Genomic DNA, 21,786 nt, shown 5'->3' with positions numbered 1-21,786 from the left:
GTGGCGATCCCCATCTGCCTCACCTGCGGAACCAGCTACCCCGACGCGCCGACTCCGCCCGCGCGCTGCCCGATCTGCGACGAGGAGCGGCAATACGTGCCCGCCTCCGGTCAGCACTGGACGACGCCCGACGCGCTCGCGGCCGCTCACGCCAACGCGTGGCGGCAGGTCGAACCCGCGCTGTTCGAGATCGAGACCCAGCCCCGTTTCTGTATCGGCCAGCGCGCCTTCCTGCTGCGGACGCCCCATGGGAATTTTCTGTGGGATTGTCTCGCGCTGCTCGATCCGGCGACGGTCGCGCTGGTGGAGGCGCTCGGCGGCCTGGCCGGCATCGCGATCTCGCATCCGCATTACTACACCACGATGCCGGACTGGGCGGCGGCCTTCGACGCGCCGGTCCACCTGCACGCCCGCGACCGCGATTGGGTGATGCGCCCCGACGACCGCGTGGTGTTCTGGGAGGAGGACGAGCGCGCCCTCGCCCCCGGCCTGACCCTGCTGCGCCTCGGCGGCCATTTCCCCGGCGGCACCGTGCTGCACTGGCGGGACGGCGCGGAGGGGCGCGGCGCCCTGCTGACGGGCGACATCGTGCAGGTCGGCGCCGACCGGAACAGCGTCTCCTTCCTGTGGAGCTACCCGAACTGGCTGCCGCTCTCCGGCGCCACGGTGGCCCGCATCGCGGCGCGGCTCGAACCTCTGGCCTTCGCCCGCCTCTACGGCGCCTTCGGCCTGCACGTCGCGGCGGATGCGAGCGCCGTCGTCAGCCGCTCGGCGGCGCGCTACCGGGCCCTGCTGGAGACGGATCAGCCCTGAGGTCGTCCGGCGCGCCGCCCGCCCGCCGCCCCTCCCGCCGTCCTTGGGCTTGCCGCGGGAACAGCGTCGCGCCGGCGAGGGCGCCCAGCAACGCGGCGAGGCCGAACCGCCATCCGCCGCGGGATCGACGGGCGACGCGGTCGGTGTCGGTTCTGCGCATCGGCACGATCCTTCCTTCGAGGGGGAACGCGATCCGGTGAGGCCGGTTCGCGACGGGATCGCCGCGTTGCCTCGGGGGGCGGCTGCGGCCTATAAGCGGAGCCCCCGACACAATCCCGCGCGACGTCGAGGATCCTTCCGCACGGAAGGAGCCCTCCGCCCGCACGAACGAGAAGACGATCCCGCCATGGCCGGGCATTCCCAGTTCAAGAACATCATGCACCGCAAGGGCCGCGTCGACGCGGTCCGCTCGAAGGTGTTCAGCAAGCTCGCCCGCGAGATCACGGTGGCGGCCAAGCTCGGCACGCCGGACCCCACGATGAACCCGCGCCTGCGCGCGGCGATCCTCGCGGCCCGGGCCGAGAACATGCCCAAGGACAACATTGAGCGCGCCATCAAGAAGGCGGCCGGCAACGACGGCGAGAACTACGAGGAGATCCGCTACGAGGGCTACGGCCCCGGCGGCGCCGCGCTGATCGTCGAGGCGCAGACCGACAACCGCAACCGCACCGCCTCCGACGTGCGCTCGGCCTTCACCAAGTCCGGCGGCAGCCTCGCCGAGACCGGCGCCGTCGCCTTCATGTTCGACCGGGTCGGCGTGATCGCCTTCCCGGCCGACGTCGCGGACGCCGACACGATGCTGGAGGCCGCCATCGAGGCCGGCGCCGACGACGTGCGCTCGGATGCCGACGGCCACGAAGTGACCTGCGCCCAGGACGCCTACGGCGAGGTCTCGAAGGCGCTGGAAGCCCGCTTCGGCGAGCCGCGCCGCACCGGCCTGATCTGGAAGGCGCAGAACACCATCGACGTCGATGACGAGACCGGCGAGAAGCTGATCCGCCTCGTCGAGGTGATCGAGGACCAGGACGACGTGCAGAACGTCTACGTCAACTTCGCCCTCTCCGACGCGCTCGTGGAGAAGATGGGCGCGTAAGGCGCCGCGCCGTCCCTCGTCCGCTTCCTGCCCGCCGGTGGGGAGAAGATTTCCGGCAGCGGAAGCAGGCTGCCGATTTGTCGCGCGGATCGCCGAAACCCGCGCGCTATATGCCCTGCGATGTCGGTGCCGAGCCGGCGAACGACGAACCGCAAGGCTCCCCTCCGCGACCGATGCAGGACCGCCCGCTCATCCTCGGCATCCACGGCCTCGCCAACAAGCCGCCGAAGGAAGAGAAGCAGGCATGGTGGGCCGCCGCGATCCGCGAGGGGCTGCGGCGCAACCTCGGCGCGGATCGGCCCGAGCTGCCCTTCGAGTTCGTCTACTGGGCTGACCTGCGCTACGACGCGCCGCTCTCCGAGGATCGCAACCGGGAGCCCTACTACCCCGTGCGGGGGAGTGGGCCGTTCCCGAGCGCCGACGGCGCCTGCGCCCCGACCCTGACCGACCGCCTCTACCGCGTCGTCGAGTGGATGCAGGAGAAGACCGGGCGCCTCGTCCTCGACGATTTCATCATCGAGCACCGGCTCGACGATCTCTGGGGCTATTACGAGGACCGCGCCTTCCGCGAGGCCGCCCGCGACCGCCTGCGCGAGGCGCTGGAGCAGCATGCCGGCCGGCCGCTGCTGATCGCCGCCCATTCCATGGGCTCGCTGATCGCCTACGACGTGCTGCGCCGGCTCGAGCGCGACGGGCGCTGTCCGCGGATCGAGCACCTCGTCACAATGGGCGCCCCCCTCGGGCTCGCCGAGATCAAGCATCACCTCGCCGAGGAGCATGGGGGCCTGCGCGTGCCGGACGCCGTCGCCCGCTGGAGCAATCTCGGCGACCGCGAGGACGTGGCGACCGTCGGCACCACGCTGGCCGAGTCCTACGCCCCGAACGCGGCGGGCGTCGGCGTGACCGATTGCCCGGTGATCAACGGCTATCGCCGCCCGCGCGGCGGCGTGAACCCGCACAAGTCCTACGGCTACCTGCGCACGCCGGAGTTTTCGCGGGCGGTCGCCGCGTTCCTCGACGGGCAGGGGGCGGTGGCCCCCATCGAGATGGCGGGTGTCGAGGACGCCTGAGCGGCGTGATCCTCTCCGTCGTCGCGAGCGAAGGCGAAGCGGTCCAGAGGCGCGACCTGAATTGCTTCGGCTCCGCCTCGCAATGACGTGACGGTCTGCGGAAGGCTCACGCCAGCCGCCGCCGCCGCTCCACCAGCTGCATGATGATCGGCGTCAGGATGAGCTGCATCGCCAGGTCGAGCTTGCCGCCGGGGATGACGATGGAGTTGGCCCGGCTCATGAAGCTGTCGTGGATCATCGAGACGAGATACGAGAAGTCGATCCCCTTCGGGTCCTTGAAGCGGATCACCACCATCGACTCGTCGGCGGTCGGGATCCAGCGGGCGATGAAGGGGTTCGAGGTGTCCACCGTCGGCACCCGCTGGAAGTTGATGTCCGTCCACGAGAATTGCGGGCAGATCGTCTGCACGTAGTCCGGCATCCGGCGCAGGATCACGTCGGTGACGGCCTCGGTCGAGTAGCCCCGGGTCGAGCGGTCCCGGTGCAGCTTCTGGATCCATTCGAGGTTGATCACCGGCACCACCCCGATCTTGAGGTCGGGATAGCGGGCGAGATCGACGTTGTTGTCGACCACGCAGCCGTGCAGGCCCTCGTAGAACAGGAGGTCCGAGCCCGGCTGGAACGGCTCCCAGGGCGTGAAGGAGCCCATCGGCACGCCGTAGCGGGCGGCGTCCGCGTCGTCGTGGGCGTAGTGCCGGGTGCGGCCGGTGCCGGATTCGCTGTAGCTGCGGAACACCTCCTCCAGCTCCGGCAGCAGGTTGGCCCGCGGCGCGAAGTGGCTCAGCGTCGGCTCGTGCGCCATCATCGCGCGCATGGTGTCGCGGTCGAAGGCGTGGAAGCCGTCGCCCTCGATATAGACGGCGCTGACATCCTCCCGGCGGAAGATCTGCTCGAAGGTGTTGCGGACGGATGTGGTCCCGGCCCCCGAGGAGCCGGTCACCGAGATGATGGGATGACGCGCCGACATGGGCTGAATGGTTCGGGCTTGCTGACGTAGGGGCGCCGAGGCTCTAGCTGCGCATCAGGCCGCGCTGGCCGAAGAGAGGTGAGCGGCCGGCGCTGGGCTGGCGCCCGTCATAGTACTTGGCCACGCACTCGACCTCCTCGGTGGAGCCGAAGACCAGCGGCGAGCGCTCGTGGATCTTGGCGGCGACCCGCTCCAGGATGCGGTTCTGGCCGTCGGTGGCGGCGCCGCCCGCCTGCTCGATCAGGAAGGCGATGGGGGCGGTCTCGTAGAGGAGGCGCAGGCGCCCTTGCGCGTAGCCCTTCCGGTTGTCGCCCGGATACAGGAACACGCCGCCGCGGATCAGGACGCGCTGCGCGTCCGCCACCAGGGCGGCGGTCCAGCGCATGTTGAAGTCGCGGTCGCGCGGGCCTTCCGTGCCGCGCAGGCAATCCTCGATGAAGGACTTCACCGGCCCGTCCCAGTGCCGGACGTTCGAGGCGTTGATCGCGTACTCGTTGGCGCTGGGCACGATCTTCATCGCGTCGTGGGTGAGGCGGAAGACGCCCGCCGCCCGGTCGAGGGTGAAGATGCGGGTGCCGTTGCCGAGCGTGACCACGAAGGTGGTGGCCGGGCCGTAGACGACGAAGCCGGCGGCCGTCTGCGTCGTGCCGGGCGTCAGGAACGAGGCGTTCGGATCGTCGCTCCCCTGGTCCCGCGTCACCGGGCGGATGCCGAAGATGGTGCCGACCACCATGCCGACGCCGATATTGGACGAGCCGTCGAGCGGGTCGATCGCGACGGCCAGCGGCGCGTCGGGCTTCAGCGCGACGACGTCCTCGGCCTCCTCCGAGGCGACCTGCGCCACGGGAGCCTCCTCCAGCGCCTGCATGAAGCGCTTGTGGGCGATCACGTCGAGCGCCTTCTGCACGTCGCCGTCGCTGTTGTGCTCGCCCTGGGCGGCGAGGTCGCCGGCCAGCGACCCGCGGCCGACGGTCTCGCTCACGTCGATCGCGGCGGCGGCCAGCGCCCGGATCGTGGCGGCGGTGTCGGCCAGGGAGGCGTCCCGCGCAACCTCGGCGTCGAGATGATCGTCGAGGGATGACCCGTACGGCTTCGTCATCGTTCTAAGGCTCGCTCCCGTCGAGGCCGCGTGACTTTCAGGGCCTGCGCGGCGTTCTTGGCGGCCATGCGCGCGCGGAGGCGTGCAGGCCCGTCACGGCCTATGATACGCTGTGGCGAGGCGGCAGCGCCAGACGGCAGGGGAGAGCTGTCGAAGGTTTTCTAAAAAAACTTGTGGTGCCCCGCAAAAAAACTAAAAACGAGGCATGCGCAATCTCTCGCTCAAGCAGCTTCAGGCGGTGGCCGCGGTGGCGCGGCTCGGCACCATGACGCGGGCCGCGCAGGAGCTGAACGTCACCTCCGCCGCGCTCTACGCGCGCATCCGCCAGTTGGAGGAGGAGGCGGGCCTCCTCCTGTTCGACCGCACGCCGACCGGCCTCAAGCCGACGGATGCCGGCCGCGAGATGCTGTGGGCGATCAACAGCATCAACACCGTGCTGGAAACCTGCACCGACCGCCTGCGCACCCTGAAGGGCGGCGGCGGCGGCCGGGTCGGCCTCGGTGTGGTGTCGACGGCGAAGTATTTCGCGCCGCTCGTCATTGCCGGCTTCATGGAGAGCCACCCGAAGGTCGAGATCTCGCTCACCGTCGGCAACCGCCAGGACACGATCGAGGCCCTGCGCAACTACGACATCGATTTCGCGATCATGGGCCGCCCGCCGCGGGACTTCGCCATCGAGGCGGAGACCTTCGGGCCGCATCCGCTGGTGCTGATCGCCGCCCCCGACCATCCGATGGCCGGGCGGCGCGGCCTGACGCGGGCGGATCTGGCCGAGGAATCCTTCCTGGTGCGCGAGGAGGGCTCGGGCACGCGCTCGGTCTTCGAGGAGTTCATGAGCGGCGTGATGATCCGCCGGGCCAAGCTCGGGATCGATTCGGGCTCGAACGAGACGCTGAAGCAGGCGGTGATGGCGGGGCTCGGCATCGCGCTCCTGTCCGGCCACTCGGTGGCGGCGGAGCTGGAGAGCGGGCGCCTCGTCCTCCTCGACGTCGAGGGCCTGCCGATCCGGCGGGACTGGTACGTCGTGCGCCGCGCCGACAAGGTGCTCGGTCCCGCCTCCGACGCCTTCTGGGACTACCTCACGCAGGAGGGGCGCCGCTTCCTGCCGACCATCCCCGGCGGCTTTTTCGCGGAAGGGGACGGGACCGTGCAGGCCCCCAGGGCGATCCGCAGTCCGGCCGAGGCGGGCGAGTGAGCGGGCCGATGGACGCCGTCGTCATCGTCGGGGCGGGGCAGGCCGGCTTCCAGGCCGCCGCCTCGCTGCGGGAGGCGGGGTTCGCCGGGCGCCTCACCTTGGTCGGCGAGGAGGCCGCGCTCCCCTATCAGCGCCCGCCTTTGTCGAAGGCCTATCTCGCCGGCAAGACCGACGCCCGCGGTCTCCTGCTGCGGCAGGAGAGCTTCTTTTCCGAGCACCGCATCGACCACCTGTCCGGGACGCGGGTGACGGCGATCGACCGCGAGGACCGCCACGTGCGGCTCTCGGACGGCGAGCGCCTCGCCTACGACCACCTCATCCTCGCCACCGGCACCCGCAACCGAGCCCTGCCGGTGCCGGGGGCCGACCTCGCGGGCGTGCGCCAGCTCCGCTCGATCGACGACGCCGACGCCCTGCGCGGCGCGATCGAGGGCGTCCGCCACATCGTCGTGGTGGGAGCGGGTTTCATCGGCCTCGAATTCGCGGCGGTCTGCGCCGCCCGCGGCCTGTCCGTCACCGTGATCGAGGCGGCCGAGCGCGTGATGGCACGGGCGGTCTCGCCGGAGACGTCGCAGGCGTTCCGCGCCTTCCACGAGGAGGCCGGCGTCCGCTTCCTGTTCGGGGCGGGCGTCACCGCCATCGAGGGCGAGGGGGGACGGGCCGCCGCGATCCGCACCGTCGACGGGCAGAGCCTGCCCGCCGACCTCGTCGTCGTCGGCATCGGCGTGGTGCCGAACCAGGAACTCGCGGCTGAGGCCGGACTCGCGGTGCGGGACGGAATCGAGGTCGACGCCTTCCTGGCGACGAGCGATCCGGCGGTCTCGGCCATCGGCGACTGCGTGCGCTTCCCCAGCCGCTTCGCGGCCGGAATGCCCGGCGGCGACCGGGTGCGGATCGAATCGGTGCAGAACGCGGTCGATCAGGGCCGCTGCCTCGCCGCCCGTCTCACCGGCCGGCCCGCCGCCTACGATGCAGTGCCGTGGTTCTGGAGCGATCAGGGCCCGCGCAAGCTGCAGATCGCCGGGCTCGCCGCGCCGGGCGACGCGAGCGTCCTGCGCCCGACGGGTGCGGGCTTCTCGGTGTTCCGCTTCCGCGAGGGACGCCTCAGCGCCGTCGAATCGGTCGACCGCCCCGCCGACCACATGGCCGCGCGCCGCCTTCTGGCTGCGGCCAAGTCGCTGTCGCCGGAGCAGGCCGCCGATCCGGGCTTCGACCTCAAGGCCCTGGCGACGGGGTGAGGCTCGCCCTCAGCGGTCGTTCTCGGTGGTGAGCTGATCGAGCCGGGTGCCCTCGTCGCCGCCGCGCTGCTGCGCGGAGAGCCGCACGCCCGGCGTCGCGCCGTCGGTGAAGACCACGCCCGCCTGCATCAGGGCGCTGCGCAAGGCCTCGATCTGGCCCGAGGCGGGATCGCCCGTGCCGGCCTCGAACCCCTTCACGAAACCCTCGTCCAGCCCCGAGCGGCGGGCGAGCTCCACTTCCGACCAGCCGAGCAGACCGCGGGCGCCCCGGCACTGGGCGGCATTCATCGTGTTGGGAGAGGCTCCGCTCGACACGCCTTCATCCGATCCGGTCAATCCGCTCTCCTCAGCCTTCGCCGCACGCGTTCCGTGCCGCCCCGCTCTGCGCCACCCGGCGCGGCAACGCGCGGCTGCCCCATCAACCCTCCGAAAGGCCGGTTCGTTTCGGCAAAGCTTGTGCGAAACGGCATTTCGCTCGAGCGGCCGGCTCGCTCATGGCGGCGTCCTGGCGCACAAGGTCTGCGGCGCCTGGAAAGGGACAGGATCGCCGTCGAACCGGATCCCGGATGGGTCCTGACCATAATTGTGCTTGAATCTGTGTCGATTCCCCCTAGCGCCCAGAATGCGATGCCTGGACCGGGTGCGCGGCCCGAACGATTCGGAGCCGGCGCGCCGCCATGGGCGACGAGTCGAGAGCCGTGTCCGCTCACCGTCCGGCCGACGATGCGGTCGAGCGGGGCTTCGGGGTGAGGCAGCCGAGCAGAAAGGGGGCTGAACGATGAACAGGATGCTGACCGCCGCGCTGGTCTGCGCGGCTGCCGCGTTCGCGGCCGCGCCGGCCACGGCGCAGATGGGAATGGGCGGCAATCCGTCCGGCTTCGGCGCGGGCAAGCAGCCGGAGAAGAAGCCGCAATACGTCCCCGGCGCGAAGCCGCAGGAGAAGATCTTTCCCCTCGGCTCGATGTGGACCGCCGTCAGCATGAACGGCAAGCCGTTCACCGGCGCGGACCGTCCGAGCTTCATCATCGACACGCAGTATCGCGCCCGCGGCTACGGCGGCTGCAACACCTTCACCGCCACCGCCTTCCCCCTGCGAGAGCAGCACCTCGCGGTCGGTCCCTTGGCGCTCACCAAAAAGACCTGCGACAAGGCGCTGGCGGCCTCCGAGCAGGCCTTCCTCATCGCCCTGCGCACGGCGGGCAAGTGGGATCTCGACGGCTCGCAGCTCGTGATCCGCAGCCAGAACGGCGAGCTGCGCTTCGACCGCGCCCTGTGACGCGGCGTTCCGGGACGGCGCACCGGCCTCGCGCATGAGCCGGTGCAGCCGCACGGCGCGCCTCCCGTTAAGACCCCGTTGACGACGATTCGCGGACGGAGGTCGGGATTCACCCTCCGTCAGGCTTACCAGCCGTTTCCTCGCACGCCTCGGTCGCGCCCCGCGCGGCCGATCAGGCGGAGAGACGGAATGCGGATCGGCCGGGTTCACCAGCGCGTCGTCCCGAGGGTGCGGCCGGCGGCCTCCGCCGCGACGCGCTACGACTTCCTCCGCGCCTACCATGAAGGGGCCGCGACCGTGGCCGCCCTCGCGACCTGCACCGGCATCACGATCCTGATTCTCGCGGCCCGCTTGTTCGCGGTCTGAGCCGCAGTGACCGATGGTTACGGCGTCGTCCATCCGGCGCATCGCGGATGACAATACTGTCGTCCGGGCGCGAAAAAATAAAATAAAATTCTCCGCGCAAGCTCAACCGCGCGCTCTCCGTGTAAAGGCCGGTATCCGCGGGCTGAGAAGCTCGACGGAGCTTGCGAAATCGGCTACGCGTCGCCGCCAGCGCCCCCCGTTTCGGCGGGAGCGCTAAGTTTCTGGTTTCGCATCGGCTTTCTTCGATCCCGGCCACGGTCCTCCGGGCCGATGTGAAAGCCTTTCGTGTTGGCGCGTGCTCCCGCGCCGGCCGCCGTTTCGGCCCGGGAGCGCTCAGGGAGCGGACAGACGATGACAGACACCTCGACCCCGGAAGCCCGGAAGCCCGGACATGGCCGCGTCTACGGCTCGATCACCGAGACCATCGGCAACACGCCGCTCGTGCGCCTCAACCGGCTCACCAAGGAGCGGGGCGTCGATGCCGAGATCCTGCTCAAGCTCGAGTTCTTCAACCCGATCTCGAGCGTGAAGGACCGCATCGGCGTCAACATGATCGACGCGCTCGAAGCCTCCGGCCGGCTCAAGCCCGGCGGCACGCTGGTCGAGCCGACCTCGGGCAACACCGGCATCGCGCTGGCCTTCGTCGCCGCCGCCCGCGGCTACCGTCTGATCCTGGTCATGCCGGAGACGATGTCGCTGGAGCGGCGCAAGATGCTCGCCTTCCTCGGCGCGCAGCTCGAACTGACCCCCGGCCCGCAGGGCATGAAGGGCGCGATCGCCCGCGCCGAGGAGCTGCTGCGCGAGATCGACGGCGCGGTGATGCCGCAGCAATTCTCGAACCCGGCCAACCCCGAGATCCACCGCAAGACCACCGCGGAGGAAATCTGGAACGACACGCAGGGTCAGCTCGACGCCTTCGTGGCGGGTGTCGGCACCGGCGGCACGGTGACCGGCGTCGGCGAGGTGCTGAAGCCCCGTCTGCCCCACCTCAAGGTGTTCGCGGTGGAGCCGGTGGACAGCCCGGTGATCTCCGGCGGCCAGCCCGGCCCGCACAAGATCCAGGGCATCGGCGCGGGCTTCATCCCCGACAACCTGCACACCGACATCCTCGATGGCGTCCTCAAGGTGTCGAACCAGCAGGCGATCGACACCGCGCGGGATCTCGCCAAGTTCGAGGGCATTCCCGGCGGCATCTCGACCGGCGGCAACGTCGCGGCGGCGCTGGAACTGGCGGGCCGTCCCGAATTCCAGGGCAAGCGCATCGTCACCGTCGCCTGCTCGTTCGCCGAGCGCTACATCTCCTCGGTGCTGTTCGAGGGCATCGGCTAAATCGCAAGGGCGGTGCGGGTCCGCGACGGACCCGCACCGCAACTCCTCCGGTCCCGGACGGTTGTCCCGGTCAGATCTGGAGGATGATGATGACGGAGACTTCCCCCGACCGGCCGTCGCTCAAGGCGTTCGACGCCTACGCGGACCGCAATGGCCAGGATGTCGGCAGCGATTCCCCGCTCGACGTGGGCGTGCCCTCGCGGACGCAGGCGGACCTGAAGGGTAATCCGGATGGGACGGCCGAGACCGCGCGCATCGCATCCGGCACGGAGCGGCAGGATGCGACGGACCAGACCGAGGCCGAAACGCCCCCGGACAACCTGCGCCGGATCTCCGATCCGTCCTCGCGCTCCGAGCCCGACGCGACGGCGCAGGAGGCGATCGAGCGCGCCACCGCCGCCGTCGGCCAGGAGGAGGCCCCGCGCCACGGAGGGCGTGATGGGGAATGAGAACCGGCCCGACGAGGACCTGAGCAACACCGGCACCCGCAAGCCCGACGAGGCCGTCGGCTCGCCCGGCCCGCATCCGGCGGGCGGCGGGCATCAGACCCCTGAACAGGCGGCGATCACCGGCCAGGGGACGGGCGGGCGCTCGGATGCCGAGCGGCGCGGCGAGTGGGGCGAGGGCGGTCAGCGAGGCGACGCGGCGGGGCGTGCCCCGCCGGCGCTCGGCGGCTCGTCCGGCGGCCATTCCGACCGCAAGGCGGCGGCCGGTCCGCGCGAGGGCGAACCCGTCGCGGGCGAGCCGGAGAGGGCCAAAAGATCCTGAGCCAACAGATTCTGAGCGGCCCCGGCCCGGTTCCGAAATCCTGAGGGAGCGAGATAATGGACAGGCAGGACGGCGACGACCGCGCGAAGGATCGGGAGCGCCGGGACGAGGACAAGCCCGCCAACAGCGCCCCCGACGCGGTCAAGGACCCCAACGAGAAGACCGACGGCAAGCCGGGCGTGCCGCCGCAGGGCGACGAGACCGATCCGGGGGCGGGCTGATCCCACCCCCGGCGCGGCCCCGTCGTTCGCTTCAGGCCGCCTGCTTCGACGACTCTTCGAGGAGCGTGTCGGCCGGGCCGAAGAACTCGAACCGGACCCGCTCCGCCGGGATTCCGGCGCGGGCGAGGCCGTTCGCCAGGGCGGCCAGGAAGGGTTTCGGTCCGCACAGATAGTAGGTCGCGCGCTCGGACGGCGTGTTCGCGACGAGCCAGTCCGCCGTGATCAGCCCCGCCTCGTCGTAGTGCTCGCCAGGCCGGTCCTGCGGCTCCGGCGCCGCGTAGAAGGTGCGGGCCGACAGCGATTGGCCGCTCGCGACGAGACCGCGCACGTGGTCGCGCATGGCGTGGACCCGCCCGTTCAGGGCGCCGTGGACGAACCATGCCGGGCGCTCGGGCGCCTCCGCCGCGAGGCTCTCCAGCATGCTGACCATCGGGGTCAGGCCGACGCCGCCGCTGACCAGGACCACCGGCTCGGCGCTCGCCCGATCGAGGAAGAAATCGCCCGCGGGCGCGGCGACCTTCAGCACGGTTCCGGCCCGCGCCTCGGCGTGCAGCCAGTTCGAGACCAGACCCGCCGGATGGTCGGCTGCCGCCTCGCGCTTCACGGTGATGCGGTAGGCGCGCGCGTTGGGAGCGCAGGAGATCGAGTAGTTCCGCTTCAGCACGCCCCGGCCCGGCAGGTCGATGAGGAAACCGAGATACTGCCCCGGCTCGTGCCGCATCACCGGACCGCCGTCGGCGGGGACCAGCACGAAGGAGCGGATCGTCTCGCTCTCCGGGGTGACGCTCTCGACCACGAAGTCGCGCCAGCCGTTCCAGCCGCCGACGCGCGCTGCCAGATCCCGGTAGATCGTCGCCTCCCGGCCGATCAGGAGCTCCGCCAGGAACCAGTACGCCTCGCCCCAGGCCGCGAGGATCGCGGGCGTCGCCGCCTCGCCCAGCACGTCCCGGATCGCCGCGAGCAGGGCGTCGGCGACGTGAGGATAGTGTTCCGGCAGGATGTTGAGCGCGACGTGCTTCTGGGCGATGCGCTCCACGGCGCCCGTCAGCGCGCCGAGATTGTCGATGTTGCGGGCATAGGCCAGAACGGCGAGGGCCAGCGCCTTCGGCTGCGAGCCGGTCTCGCCGTGATGCGACTGGTTGAAGAGGTCGCGGATCTCGGCGTTCTCGAACAGGCGCTCGTACATGCGCCGGGTAATGGTGAGCCCGTGGCTCTCGAGGGCCGGAACGGTGGCTTTGACGACGGCGATGGTCTCGGGCGAGAGCGGCGTGGGCATGGGCACATCCAAAGATTCATGCGACGTGCACCTTTTTGCTGTGCCGCTTTAAAAGATGCAATCGAAATGTACCTTAAAGCCCGTTCGGACCCGTCATGCGCCTGACCCGCTACACGGACTACGCCCTGCGCACCCTCATCTATGTCGGCCTGCGCGAGCCGCAGCAGAGCTCGATCGCCGAGATCGCGCGGGCCTACGGAATTTCGGAGAGCCATCTCACGAAGGTGGTGCACCAGCTCGGTCGGCTCGGGCTGATCCGGACGATCCGGGGACGGGGCGGGGGCCTGCGCCTCGCCAAGCCGCCCGCCGAGATCGTGGTCGGCGCCGTGGTCCGGGCGACGGAGGACGATCTCGCGCTGGTCGAGTGCTTCTCCGGCGCGTCCTGCGCGATCACCGCGCCCTGTCGCCTGCGGCGGGCGCTGGGGGAGGCGCTGGCGGCGTTCCTGGCGGTGCTGGACCACTACACCCTGGCCGACCTTCTCGGCGGGGCGGAGGGCGACGAGGTCGCGCGGCTGCTCGGCCTGTTCCCGCCGGCGGCGGTCGCAGCCGAGACCCCGGTTCCCGAGCCGGACGGACTGACGTGATTACGCCGCCGCCGCCTCGACCCGGTTCCGGCCGAAGGACTTGGCGCGGTAGAGGGCGGTGTCGGCGCGCTTGAGCAGGTCGGCCGGGCCGGAATCGGTCGGGCGCCGCACGGAGACTCCGACCGAGACGGTCACGCCGATGTCGCGGGTGCCGCCGTCGATGGCGAAGGGCGTCGCCTCGATCCGCTCGCGGATGCGCTCGGCGATGGCGCGGGCGTCGGGCAGTTCGGCGCCGGGCACCACCATCACGATCTCCTCGCCGCCGTAGCGGGCGAGGATATCCATCGGCCGCACGTACTGGCGGATGCGCTCGGCGAAGGCGCGCAGCACCTCGTCGCCGGCCTCGTGGCCGTAGGTGTCGTTGATCAGCTTGAATCGGTCGATGTCGAGGAGCAGGCAGGCGAGGCCCTTCTGGTGCAGCGCCGCCTCGCCGAAGACCGGACCGAGATGCCGGTCGAGGTAGCGCCGGTTGTGCAGGCCGGTCAGGTCGTCGGTGATCGCGAGTTCCATCGAGGCCTGGAGCGCCCCGCGCAGGGTCTCCGAGAAGCGGCGCCGCCGCACCTGGGTGCGCACCCGTGCGATCAGCTCGTTGCGGTCGACCGGGCGCAGCAGGTAGTCGTTGACGCCGAAATCGAGACCGCGGGTGATGCGGGCCTTCTCGTGCATCTCGCCGATCATGATCAGCGCCATGTTGCGGGTCCGCTCCAGCGAGCGGAGCTGGCTGCACAAGCGCAGGCCGTCGAACCCTTCGAGGTCCAGGCTCACCAGGGCGAGGTCGAACCCTTCCTCGGGCGCCCGCACCAGGGCACGGTGGGGATCGGTCTCGACGGTGACGTGATGGTGCTGGGACAGGGCGGTGCCGATGCGGTCGATGGCGCTCGGACGATCCTCCACGAGGAGGATGCGCGCGCCCTCGCCGGTGTCGGCGGCGGCGAGAACCAGGGGATCGGGGCCGCCGATCTCGCGCGTCGCGAGGGCGCGGGAGCGCAGCTCGTCCGTCACTGCCTTCAGCCGCACGAGGCTGCGCACCCGCGTCATCAGCGCGGTGTCGTCGATGGGTTTGGTCAGGAAGTCGTCGGCCCCGGCATCCAGGCCCCGCAGACGGTCGGCGGGCTGGTCGAGGGCGGTCACGATCACCACCGGCAGGTGGGCGGTGGCGGGATTGGACTTGAGGCGGCGGCAGACCTCGAACCCGTCCATGCCCGGCATCATCACGTCGAGGAGCACGATGTCGCACGCTCCGTTCTCGCAGATCGTCAGGGCATCGGGCCCGTTCATCGCCACGACAACGTCGAAATATTCGAGCGACAGTTTTGTCTCGAGCAGCCGTACGTTGGGGTAGAGATCATCCACGATCAGGACGCGAGCGGACATCGTTCCTCCGATGCGCGGCCTTGACGACCGCGACGGCGTTCAGTCCGAGGAGATCTCAGGGAGCGCCGTCATCGCCAATGTACCTGCGGACCGTTGCCAAAAACTTGGCAACCGAGATCGGCTTGGACAAATATGCCTCGCAGCCGCCTTCACGAATGCGTTCCTCGTCGCCTTTCATTGCAAAGGCGGTGATGGCGATCACGGGAATGTTACGGAGGTCGTCGTCGTCCTTGAGCCATTTGGTCACTTCCAGGCCCGACACTTCGGGAAGCTGGATGTCCATCAGAATCAAGTCTGGGTGGTGGGCGCGCGCGAGTTCAATCGCCTCGATACCGTTGGCGGTCTTGAGGGTCGCGTAGCCGTGCGCCTCCAGCAGATCGTTGAAGAGCTTCATGTTCAGCTCGTTGTCTTCAACGATGAGAACGGTTTTCTTCATGACCTGCTCCGGCGCGGTCGCGATGGCGTTCCACCCCGTGGCCCGGCCCCTCGTACTCTCTTAAACTGCCACTCGTTGATGAAACGCAAACTTGATCATAGTGATGGCGGGAGCGAACGTCTCGCCATCGAAGTGCTGGGGTGGCTCGCCGCCGACGAGGACCGGTTGTTCCGGTTCGTCGCCGCGAGCGGCCTGGAGCCCGGAACGCTGCGCGAGAGCCTGCACGATCCCGGCTTTCTCGGCGCCGTTCTCGACCATGTGATGGGCGACGAATCGTCGCTGCTCGCCTGCGCCGAGGCGCTTCAGGTGAAGCCGGAGCGGATCGCCTCCGCCTGGCAGCGCCTGCAGCCGCCGCCCTTCGACGAGGGCGCCTGAGCAGGGCCGTGCGACGACCTTGAGCATCGTCTTTCTCGGAAGGCCAGTCACCTTTCGGGAGGATGCCCTACCGCGCGAGCTCCCGCAGCCCGAGCCGGATCAGGGTCTTGGCCTCCACGGTGTCGGCCTCCTCGCCCAAGCCCTTCAGGGCGGTGGCGATGGCGGCCGAGGCCTGAACCTGGGGATAACCGAGATTGACCAGCGCCGAGATCGCGTCCGCGACCGGCTGCGGCGCCGTCCTGTCCTCGACGGCGCCGGTGAGAGCGATCAGCGCCGGATCGACGGGGGCGAAGGCGGGCGCCTTGTCCTTCAGTTCCGCGACGAGGCGGGCGGCGAGCCGCGGCCCAACGCCGGGGGCGCGGGCGACGGCGCCCTTGTCGCCGGTGGCGATGGCGGTCGCGAGGTCGGCCGGCTCCAGCACTGAAAGAACACCGAGCGCCACGCGGGTGCCGACCCCCTGCACCGTCTGGAGCAGGCGGAACCACTCCCGCTCGGCATCGGAGCGGAATCCGTAGAGACGGATCATGTCCTCGCGCACATGCGTCTCGATGGCGAGATCCGTGGCCTCGCCGGGCTTCGGCAGGCGCTGCAGGGTGCGGGCGGAGCAGTGGACGACGTAGCCGACGCCGTTCACGTCGAGGATCACGAAATCCTCGCCGTAGGAATCGACGATCCCCTTGAGCTTGCCGATCATATGAAACCGTCGATCCTCGAAGGGTCCGTTGCCGCGCTTGGCCTAAGGCCATATCCGTCTTGGCGGCACAACCGACAAGGTCACCGCATGAAGCGCACGCTCGCCCTCGCCGCCCTCCTGCTGGCGGGTTTCGCCCTCGCCATGCCCGGCGCGCCCCAGGCCCAGGAGGCCGCCCCGGCCCTGACCAAGGACCCGAAACAGGTGAAGGCCGGGCGCTATCGGCTCGATCCCGCCCACGGCAAGATCACGTGGTCGATCAGCCATCTCGGTTTCTCGACCTATTACGGCCAGTTCACGGAGGTCTCGGGCGACCTCGTCCTCGATCCCGCCGAGCCGGGCAAGAGCACGCTGTCCGTCAAGATCGGCACCGGCAGCGCCAACGGGCTGAACGACCGGCTCAACGCGCATCTCAAGACGCCGGACTTCCTCGACGTGGAGAAGTTTCCCGAGGCGACCTTCGTGAGCCAGTCGATCGAGCCGACGGGTCCGACCACCGCCCGCGTCAACGGGACGCTGACCCTGCGCGGCGTGTCGAAGCCGGTCTCGTTCGACGCCACCTTCAACCAGGCGGGCGTCAACCCTGTCGACAAGATCTACTCCGTGGGCTTCGACGGCTGGACGGTGATCAAGCGCTCCGAGTTCGGCGTGAACGCCTTCCTGCCGCTCCTCGGCGACGAGGTGGCGCTCCGGCTGGAGGGCGAGTTCAAGCTGCAATAGGCGTCGGCGAGACGGGCGGGGCCATCGCTCGAAGCCGCTCGAGCGGCTTCGCGGCGCGAAGAGCGCCGCGCGGAGCGGAAGCCTGAGCCCGCGGAGGCGGGCGCCGGCGACTGAGGCCGGCGTAGAACCAGGGTGATCGCTGCCAAGCGATCGCCCTGATGAGACGGGCCGCGGGTTTGCGGCAAGGCTTTGTTCACGCTACGTGCCGTAGCGGATCGATGCTCTGAAGGAGGCCGAGGCCATGACCACGGACGTCCGCATTCTCGGCATCGATCCCGGCCTGCGCCGCACCGGCTGGGGTCTGATCACGGCGCGGGGCACCAAGCTGTCCTATCTCGCCTGCGGCGTCGTCACCTCCGACGGCGACCTGCCGCTGGCTCTGCGCCTGCGCGAGCTGCACGAGGGCCTCACCCGCATCATCACGACCTACGCGCCCGACGAGGTCTCGGTGGAGGAGACCTTCGTCAACAAGGACGCGCAGGCCACGCTCAAGCTCGGCCATGCCCGCGCCGTGGCGCTGCTGGTGCCCGCCCTCGCCGGGCTGCCGGTGGCGGAATACGCCGCCAACCTCGTGAAGAAGACGGTGGCCGGCAACGGCCACGCGGAGAAGACCCAGATCCAGGCGATGGTGAAGTTCCTGCTGCCGAAAGCGGAGTTCAAGCTCGCCGACGCGGCCGACGCGCTCGCCATCGCCATCACCCATGCGAGCCACCGCGGCGCCATCGCCCTCGACCGCCGCCACGCCGTGGCCGCCGGCAACGGCCCGGGCGCGGCGCGGATCGCCGCCGCGCTGGCGCGCCTCGACCGATAGACCCGATCCGATCGGCTGGTGCGCTCGATCCTTGATGTTGCATCGTCTTTGTCCGAAAGCCGGTGGCCGCCTTTCGGGACGATGCACTAGCCTCTCAGGTCGAGCAGGACCTTGCCGACGGCCTCGCGGCGCACGAGCACGCCGAGCGCGTCGGCGTAGGCTTCGAGCGGATAGGTGCCGTGCACCTTCACGGTGAGCCGGCCCTCCGCCGCCCAGGCGAGCAGCCGGGCCTGGTTCGCCGCGTGCGCCTCCGGCTCGCGCTCGACGAAGGCGCCCCAGTGGACGCCCTGCACGTCGATGCCCTTGAGCATGATGACGTTGAGGGGGAATTTCGGGATCTCGCCCGCGGCGAAGCCGATCACGAGGAAGCGGCCCTTCCAGCCCAGCGCGCGCATCGCCGGTTCGGCGAGCTCCCCGCCGACCGCGTCGTAGACCACGTCGACGCCCCGCTCGCCGGTGAGGCGCCGCAGCGCCTCGCGCAGGTTGTCCGCCTTGTAGTCGATCAGGTCGTCGGCGCCGTGGGCGCGGGCGGTTTCGAGCTTCTCGGGCGAGGAGGCGCAGGCGATGACCCGCGCGCCCAGCAGCTTGCCGAGTTCCACCGCGGCGAGCCCGACGCCCCCCGAGGCGCCGAGGACGACCAGCGTCTCGCCCGGCCGGATGGCGGCGCGGTCGCACAGGGCGTGGAGCGTGGTGCCGTAGGTGATCGAGAGCCCGGCGGCGACCTCGTCGGAGACGGCCTCCGGCACCCGCGCGAGGCGCTTGACCGGCACCGCGATCCGCTCGCGGGCGGTGCCGTGGCTGAGATGCACCATCACCCGGTCGCCGACGGACAATCCCTCCGCGCCGGGACCCAGGGCCTCGATCACGCCGCAGGCTTCGCCGCCGGGGGAGAACGGCAGTTCGGGCTTCACCTGATAGCGGCCGGCGATGATGAGGGTGTCGAAGAAGTTCAGCGCCGCGAACCGCACCCGCACCAGCGCCTCGCCGGGGCCCGGCACCGGATCGGGCAGATCCTCGATGCTGAGATCCTCCGGCCCGCCGAGCCGGCTGCACATCAGGGCCTTCATTCCGCGCCGCCTCCGTCCCGCCGTCCAATCCGCCGTCGGCTCCCCCGCCCGCGGGAGACAACGCCGCGATCGACGGCGCCGATGCCCGCGCTCATGCCCGCTCGCGCGCGGTGAGCGCAAGATGCTCGGCGTCTCTCACGAAACGCCCGTTGCGCCGTCGCGGTCGGACGGGAGGCGGTCGGTGACCCCGAGTTTCGTGAGGCACGCTCACGCCCGCTCGTAGGTCCCGGTCAGCAGGCCCTTGGCGATCACGTTGCCTCGAAGCGCGTCGAGGAGCGCGCTTCGACCCGGCGAGGCGGGCAGCTCCGCCGGGCGGGCGAGGGCGAAGGCCTGGAACAGGTAGTGGTGCGGTCCGTGCCCCGTCGGCGGGTCCGGCGGCAGCCAGCCGTCCTTCAGGAACGAGTTGCGGCCGAGGTCGTGCCGCGCACCCTCGCCCGCCGGGCCCGCGAACGCCCCTTCCGGAAGGCGCTGGTCTTCCGGGCGCAGATTCCAGGCGATGAGGTGGACGAGGGGATGAGGAGAGGGCGCGTCCGGGTCCTCCACGAACAGGACCAGTGCCGCCGCATGCTCCGGCACGCCAGCGAGGGCGAGCGGCGGCGACACGCCTTCGCCGTCGGCCGTGTGGCGGGCCGGAATCGGCGCGGTGTCGGCGAAGGCCTCGCTCGTCACGCGGATCGTTGCGGGGGCGTCCGCCGCGACCGTGTGGAACGCGGCGTTCTCCGCGCCGGCCCGCAGGCCGGCCAGGGCCTCACCGACGGCGTGCGGCAGCTTCTCGAGCATCGGTTGAGTCTCTCCGTTCCTGGTGGAGATTCCTCAACGAAGGCCGCCCGGCTTCGTTTCAGGCGGGGCGGTGCGCCGCGACCATGTAGTTCACCCCCGTGTCGCGGCTCGCCCGCCAGGAATCAGTGAGCGGATTGTAGACCACCCCGGTCGTGTCGGTGACGGTGAGGCCGCCCGCCGCGATGTCGGCGGACAATTCTCCCGGCGTCACGAACTTTTCCCAGTCGTGGGTCCCCCGCGGCAGCCAGCGCAGGATGTACTCGGCGCCGACGATGGCCAGCGCGAAGGAGCGCATCGTCCGGTTGATGGTGGCGGCGAACAGGAGCCCGCCCGGCTTCACCGTCGTGCAGCAGGCGCGCAGGAACCCGGCGCGGTCGGCGACGTGCTCGACGACCTCCATGGCGAGCACGATGTCGTAGCGCTCGCCGCGCGCGGCCACCGCCTCGATGGTCTCGTCGCGGTAGTCGATGGCCAGCCCCTCGGCCTCCGCGTGGGCGCGGGCCGCCGCGACGTTGCCCGGTGCCGGATCGAGCCCGGTCACCGTCGCACCGAGGCGGGCGAGCGGCTCCGACAGCACGCCGCCGCCGCAGCCGATATCGATCACGCGCAAGCCGTCGAGGGGGAAGGGCGCGGTTGGGTCGCGGTCGAAGATGCGGCAGGCTTCGTCGCGGATGTAGCCGACCCGGACGGGATTGAACTTGTGCAGAACCGCCATCGGCCCGCGCTCGTCCCACCAGCGCGCCGCCAGGGCGTCGAAGCGCGCCACTTCGTCCCGGTCGATCGAGGCACCCGTCATCCGGCTCACTTTCGCATCGTTTGAACCTGCGGTCCGTCCGATTGACACGGCCGGGGGGCCCTTGTACCCGCCGGGCGCATCCCCGGTACAGCCGCGCCGTGTTGTTTTCCGTGCCGGTTGCTGGCCGGCGGCGTGGCCCGCGCGGCCGGCCCCGTGGTGAGAGACGAGCAGACCGGACGCGACATGCCCCGTTTGGTGATGAAATTCGGCGGCACCTCCGTCGCCAACGTCGACCGCATCCGCAACGTGGCGCGCCACGTCGCCCGCGAGGTCGCGGCCGGCTACGAGGTCGCGGTCGTGGTCTCGGCGATGTCGGGCAAGACCAACGAGCTCGTCGGCTGGGTCAAGGATGCCGACCCGCTCTACGGCGCGGCGGAGTACGACACGGTCGTCGCCTCGGGCGAGCAGGTCACCTCGGGGCTCCTCGCCATCGCCCTCAACAAGGACGGCATCAAGGCCCGCTCCTGGCAGGGCTGGCAGATCCCGATCCACACATCCGACGCGCACGGGTCGGCCCGGATCGAGGGCATCGACCCGAAGAACCTCGACGAGGGGTTCGCCCGCGGCGAAGTCGCGGTGATCTCCGGCTTCCAGGGCGTGAACGCCGGCACCGGACGGATCGCGACCCTGGGGCGGGGCGGCTCGGACACCTCGGCGGTGGCCATCGCCGCCGCCATCGGCGCGGAGCGCTGCGACATCTACACCGACGTGGACGGGGTCTACACCACCGATCCCCGCGTGGTGCCCAAGGCCAAGCGCATGGAGCGCGTGACCTTCGAGGAGATGCTGGAGATGGCGTCCCTCGGCGCCAAGGTGCTGCAGGTGCGCTCCGTCGAGCTCGCCATGGTGCACCGGGTGCCGACCACGGTGCGTTCCTCCTTCGATCCCCCCGATGCCGCGCGGCCGGGCACCCTCATCTGCGACGAGGACCAAATCGTGGAACAGCAGATCATCACCGGCATCGCCTTCTCGAAGGACGAGGCGCAGATCACCCTGCGCGCCGTGAAGGACAGCCCCGGCATCGCCGCGGCGATCTTCGGCCCGCTGGCGGATGCCAACATCAACGTCGACATGATCATCCAGACCGTGTCGGGTGATCAATCGACCACCGACATGACCTTCACCGTGCCGGCGGCCGAGTACGAGCGCTCCCGCGCCATCCTCGACGCGCAGCGCGACACGATCCAGTTCGGCCAGATCGAGGGTGCCACCGACGTGGTCAAGGTCTCGGCGATCGGCGTCGGCATGCGCTCGCATGCGGGCGTTGCAGCCAAAGCCTTCCGGGCGCTGGCGCAGAAGGGTATCAACATTCGCGCGATCACGACCTCCGAGATCAAGTTCTCGGTGTTGATCGACGCCGCCTACACGGAGCTTGCCGTTCGCACGCTCCACTCGCTATACGGCCTCGACCAGGCCTGACCGTTCCCGTCGGCGCCGGCCC

General features: G+C 70.4%; 26 protein-coding genes. 16 read left to right on the top strand and 10 right to left on the bottom strand.

Features of this window, described 5'->3' with window-relative positions:
* The 3 genes from ABS772_RS03160 (at nt 1) to ABS772_RS03150 (ending at nt 2,976) form a co-directional block, all read left to right on the top strand.
* Nucleotides 1–813, top strand: a complete 813-nt coding sequence (locus ABS772_RS03160) for an MBL fold metallo-hydrolase (protein ID WP_350392107.1) — start codon at nt 1–3, stop codon at nt 811–813.
* 346 nt (nt 814–1,159) lie between these two features.
* The gene (locus ABS772_RS03155) at nt 1,160–1,906 is read left to right on the top strand and encodes a YebC/PmpR family DNA-binding transcriptional regulator (RefSeq protein ID WP_350392105.1); all 747 of its coding nucleotides are present in this window, start codon (nt 1,160–1,162) and stop codon (nt 1,904–1,906) included.
* Nucleotides 1,907–2,079: 173 nt separating this feature from the next.
* The gene (locus ABS772_RS03150) at nt 2,080–2,976 is read left to right on the top strand and encodes a hypothetical protein (protein ID WP_350392103.1); all 897 of its coding nucleotides are present in this window, start codon (nt 2,080–2,082) and stop codon (nt 2,974–2,976) included.
* A gap of 106 nt (nt 2,977–3,082) precedes the next feature.
* On the opposite strand, the gene ABS772_RS03145 is transcribed toward ABS772_RS03150, so the two are convergent.
* Nucleotides 3,083–3,943 (bottom strand): phosphoribulokinase, encoded by an 861-nt coding sequence (locus ABS772_RS03145; protein ID WP_238255421.1) that lies wholly within the window; start codon nt 3,941–3,943, stop codon nt 3,083–3,085.
* Nucleotides 3,944–3,986: 43 nt separating this feature from the next.
* Nucleotides 3,987–5,042, bottom strand: coding sequence for a class 1 fructose-bisphosphatase (locus ABS772_RS03140; protein ID WP_350392100.1), 1,056 nt, complete (start codon nt 5,040–5,042; stop codon nt 3,987–3,989).
* Between the two features lie 205 nt (nt 5,043–5,247).
* Here ABS772_RS03140 and ABS772_RS03135 point away from each other — a divergent pair, with 205 nt between their 5' ends.
* Both ABS772_RS03135 and ABS772_RS03130 read left to right on the top strand, forming a co-directional pair.
* Complete coding sequence (locus tag ABS772_RS03135; protein WP_350392098.1) at nt 5,248–6,237, top strand: LysR family transcriptional regulator; 990 nt, start codon at nt 5,248–5,250, stop codon at nt 6,235–6,237.
* The gene (locus tag ABS772_RS03130; RefSeq protein WP_350392096.1) at nt 6,234–7,475 is read left to right on the top strand and encodes an NAD(P)/FAD-dependent oxidoreductase; all 1,242 of its coding nucleotides are present in this window, start codon (nt 6,234–6,236) and stop codon (nt 7,473–7,475) included. The genes ABS772_RS03135 and ABS772_RS03130 overlap by 4 nt, the downstream gene beginning before the upstream one ends.
* 9 nt (nt 7,476–7,484) lie before the next feature.
* Here ABS772_RS03130 and ABS772_RS03125 read toward each other — a convergent pair whose 3' ends face one another.
* Nucleotides 7,485–7,763, bottom strand: a complete 279-nt coding sequence (locus tag ABS772_RS03125; RefSeq protein WP_350392147.1) for a helix-turn-helix domain-containing protein — start codon at nt 7,761–7,763, stop codon at nt 7,485–7,487.
* Between the two features lie 490 nt (nt 7,764–8,253).
* Here ABS772_RS03125 and ABS772_RS03120 point away from each other — a divergent pair, with 490 nt between their 5' ends.
* From ABS772_RS03120 to ABS772_RS03095, 6 genes are all read left to right on the top strand, one after another.
* A complete protein-coding gene (locus ABS772_RS03120; protein WP_238254592.1) occupies nt 8,254–8,751 on the top strand; it encodes an META domain-containing protein in 498 nt (165 codons plus the stop codon).
* A 189-nt stretch (nt 8,752–8,940) separates the two neighbouring features.
* Nucleotides 8,941–9,117, top strand: coding sequence for a hypothetical protein (locus ABS772_RS03115; RefSeq protein ID WP_350392094.1), 177 nt, complete (start codon nt 8,941–8,943; stop codon nt 9,115–9,117).
* A gap of 351 nt (nt 9,118–9,468) precedes the next feature.
* Nucleotides 9,469–10,446, top strand: coding sequence for a cysteine synthase A (cysK, locus tag ABS772_RS03110; protein ID WP_238254594.1), 978 nt, complete (start codon nt 9,469–9,471; stop codon nt 10,444–10,446).
* Nucleotides 10,447–10,535: 89 nt separating this feature from the next.
* On the top strand, nt 10,536–10,895 hold the full coding sequence (locus ABS772_RS03105) for a hypothetical protein (RefSeq protein ID WP_350392091.1): 360 nt from the start codon (nt 10,536–10,538) through the stop codon (nt 10,893–10,895).
* The gene (locus ABS772_RS03100; protein ID WP_350392089.1) at nt 10,885–11,214 is read left to right on the top strand and encodes a hypothetical protein; all 330 of its coding nucleotides are present in this window, start codon (nt 10,885–10,887) and stop codon (nt 11,212–11,214) included. The genes ABS772_RS03105 and ABS772_RS03100 overlap by 11 nt, the downstream gene beginning before the upstream one ends.
* Before the next feature lie 56 nt (nt 11,215–11,270).
* Nucleotides 11,271–11,435, top strand: coding sequence for a hypothetical protein (locus ABS772_RS03095; protein WP_350392088.1), 165 nt, complete (start codon nt 11,271–11,273; stop codon nt 11,433–11,435).
* A gap of 31 nt (nt 11,436–11,466) precedes the next feature.
* Here the strand turns inward: ABS772_RS03095 and hmpA are convergent, their stop codons facing one another.
* The gene (gene hmpA / locus ABS772_RS03090) at nt 11,467–12,711 is read right to left on the bottom strand and encodes an NO-inducible flavohemoprotein (protein ID WP_350392086.1); all 1,245 of its coding nucleotides are present in this window, start codon (nt 12,709–12,711) and stop codon (nt 11,467–11,469) included.
* A 95-nt stretch (nt 12,712–12,806) separates the two neighbouring features.
* Between hmpA and ABS772_RS03085 the strand changes: the two genes are divergently transcribed.
* The gene (locus tag ABS772_RS03085) at nt 12,807–13,295 is read left to right on the top strand and encodes an Rrf2 family transcriptional regulator (protein WP_350392084.1); all 489 of its coding nucleotides are present in this window, start codon (nt 12,807–12,809) and stop codon (nt 13,293–13,295) included.
* Here ABS772_RS03085 and ABS772_RS03080 read toward each other — a convergent pair whose 3' ends face one another.
* Entirely contained in the window at nt 13,296–14,669 is a 1,374-nt protein-coding gene (locus tag ABS772_RS03080; protein ID WP_350392082.1) for a PleD family two-component system response regulator, read from the bottom strand.
* A gap of 55 nt (nt 14,670–14,724) precedes the next feature.
* Nucleotides 14,725–15,105, bottom strand: coding sequence for a response regulator (locus ABS772_RS03075; RefSeq protein WP_003599942.1), 381 nt, complete (start codon nt 15,103–15,105; stop codon nt 14,725–14,727).
* Between the two features lie 78 nt (nt 15,106–15,183).
* Between ABS772_RS03075 and ABS772_RS03070 the strand changes: the two genes are divergently transcribed.
* Complete coding sequence (locus tag ABS772_RS03070) at nt 15,184–15,480, top strand: DUF3572 domain-containing protein (RefSeq protein WP_283206873.1); 297 nt, start codon at nt 15,184–15,186, stop codon at nt 15,478–15,480.
* Nucleotides 15,481–15,547: 67 nt separating this feature from the next.
* On the opposite strand, the gene ruvA is transcribed toward ABS772_RS03070, so the two are convergent.
* On the bottom strand, nt 15,548–16,174 hold the full coding sequence (ruvA, locus tag ABS772_RS03065) for a Holliday junction branch migration protein RuvA (protein ID WP_238256079.1): 627 nt from the start codon (nt 16,172–16,174) through the stop codon (nt 15,548–15,550).
* Between the two features lie 87 nt (nt 16,175–16,261).
* On the opposite strand from ruvA, the gene ABS772_RS03060 reads away from it, so the two are divergent.
* Nucleotides 16,262–16,891 (top strand): YceI family protein, encoded by a 630-nt coding sequence (locus ABS772_RS03060; RefSeq protein WP_350392079.1) that lies wholly within the window; start codon nt 16,262–16,264, stop codon nt 16,889–16,891.
* A gap of 241 nt (nt 16,892–17,132) precedes the next feature.
* Nucleotides 17,133–17,702, top strand: a complete 570-nt coding sequence (ruvC, locus tag ABS772_RS03055; RefSeq protein WP_238256077.1) for a crossover junction endodeoxyribonuclease RuvC — start codon at nt 17,133–17,135, stop codon at nt 17,700–17,702.
* A gap of 86 nt (nt 17,703–17,788) precedes the next feature.
* On the opposite strand, the gene ABS772_RS03050 is transcribed toward ruvC, so the two are convergent.
* The 3 genes from ABS772_RS03050 to ubiG form a co-directional block, all read right to left on the bottom strand.
* Nucleotides 17,789–18,769, bottom strand: coding sequence for an NADPH:quinone oxidoreductase family protein (locus ABS772_RS03050; protein ID WP_350392077.1), 981 nt, complete (start codon nt 18,767–18,769; stop codon nt 17,789–17,791).
* 207 nt (nt 18,770–18,976) lie between these two features.
* Nucleotides 18,977–19,549 carry a YbhB/YbcL family Raf kinase inhibitor-like protein gene (locus ABS772_RS03045; protein ID WP_350392075.1) on the bottom strand — a complete coding sequence of 191 codons (573 nt, stop codon included), beginning with the start codon at nt 19,547–19,549 and terminating at the stop codon, nt 18,977–18,979.
* A 58-nt stretch (nt 19,550–19,607) separates the two neighbouring features.
* Nucleotides 19,608–20,354, bottom strand: a complete 747-nt coding sequence (gene ubiG / locus ABS772_RS03040) for a bifunctional 2-polyprenyl-6-hydroxyphenol methylase/3-demethylubiquinol 3-O-methyltransferase UbiG (protein ID WP_350392073.1) — start codon at nt 20,352–20,354, stop codon at nt 19,608–19,610.
* A gap of 174 nt (nt 20,355–20,528) precedes the next feature.
* On the opposite strand from ubiG, the gene ABS772_RS03035 reads away from it, so the two are divergent.
* Nucleotides 20,529–21,764: an aspartate kinase gene (locus ABS772_RS03035; RefSeq protein WP_350392071.1), complete on the top strand. Its 1,236-nt coding sequence runs from the start codon at nt 20,529–20,531 to the stop codon at nt 21,762–21,764.
* Nucleotides 21,765–21,786 lie beyond the last annotated feature (22 nt).

The sequence above is a fragment of the Methylorubrum podarium genome, assembly GCF_040270385.1.
Classification (GTDB): domain Bacteria; phylum Pseudomonadota; class Alphaproteobacteria; order Rhizobiales; family Beijerinckiaceae; genus Methylobacterium; species Methylobacterium podarium.
Note: the sequence above shows the minus strand (reverse complement) of the source record. Positions and strands in the feature narration are given on the sequence as shown.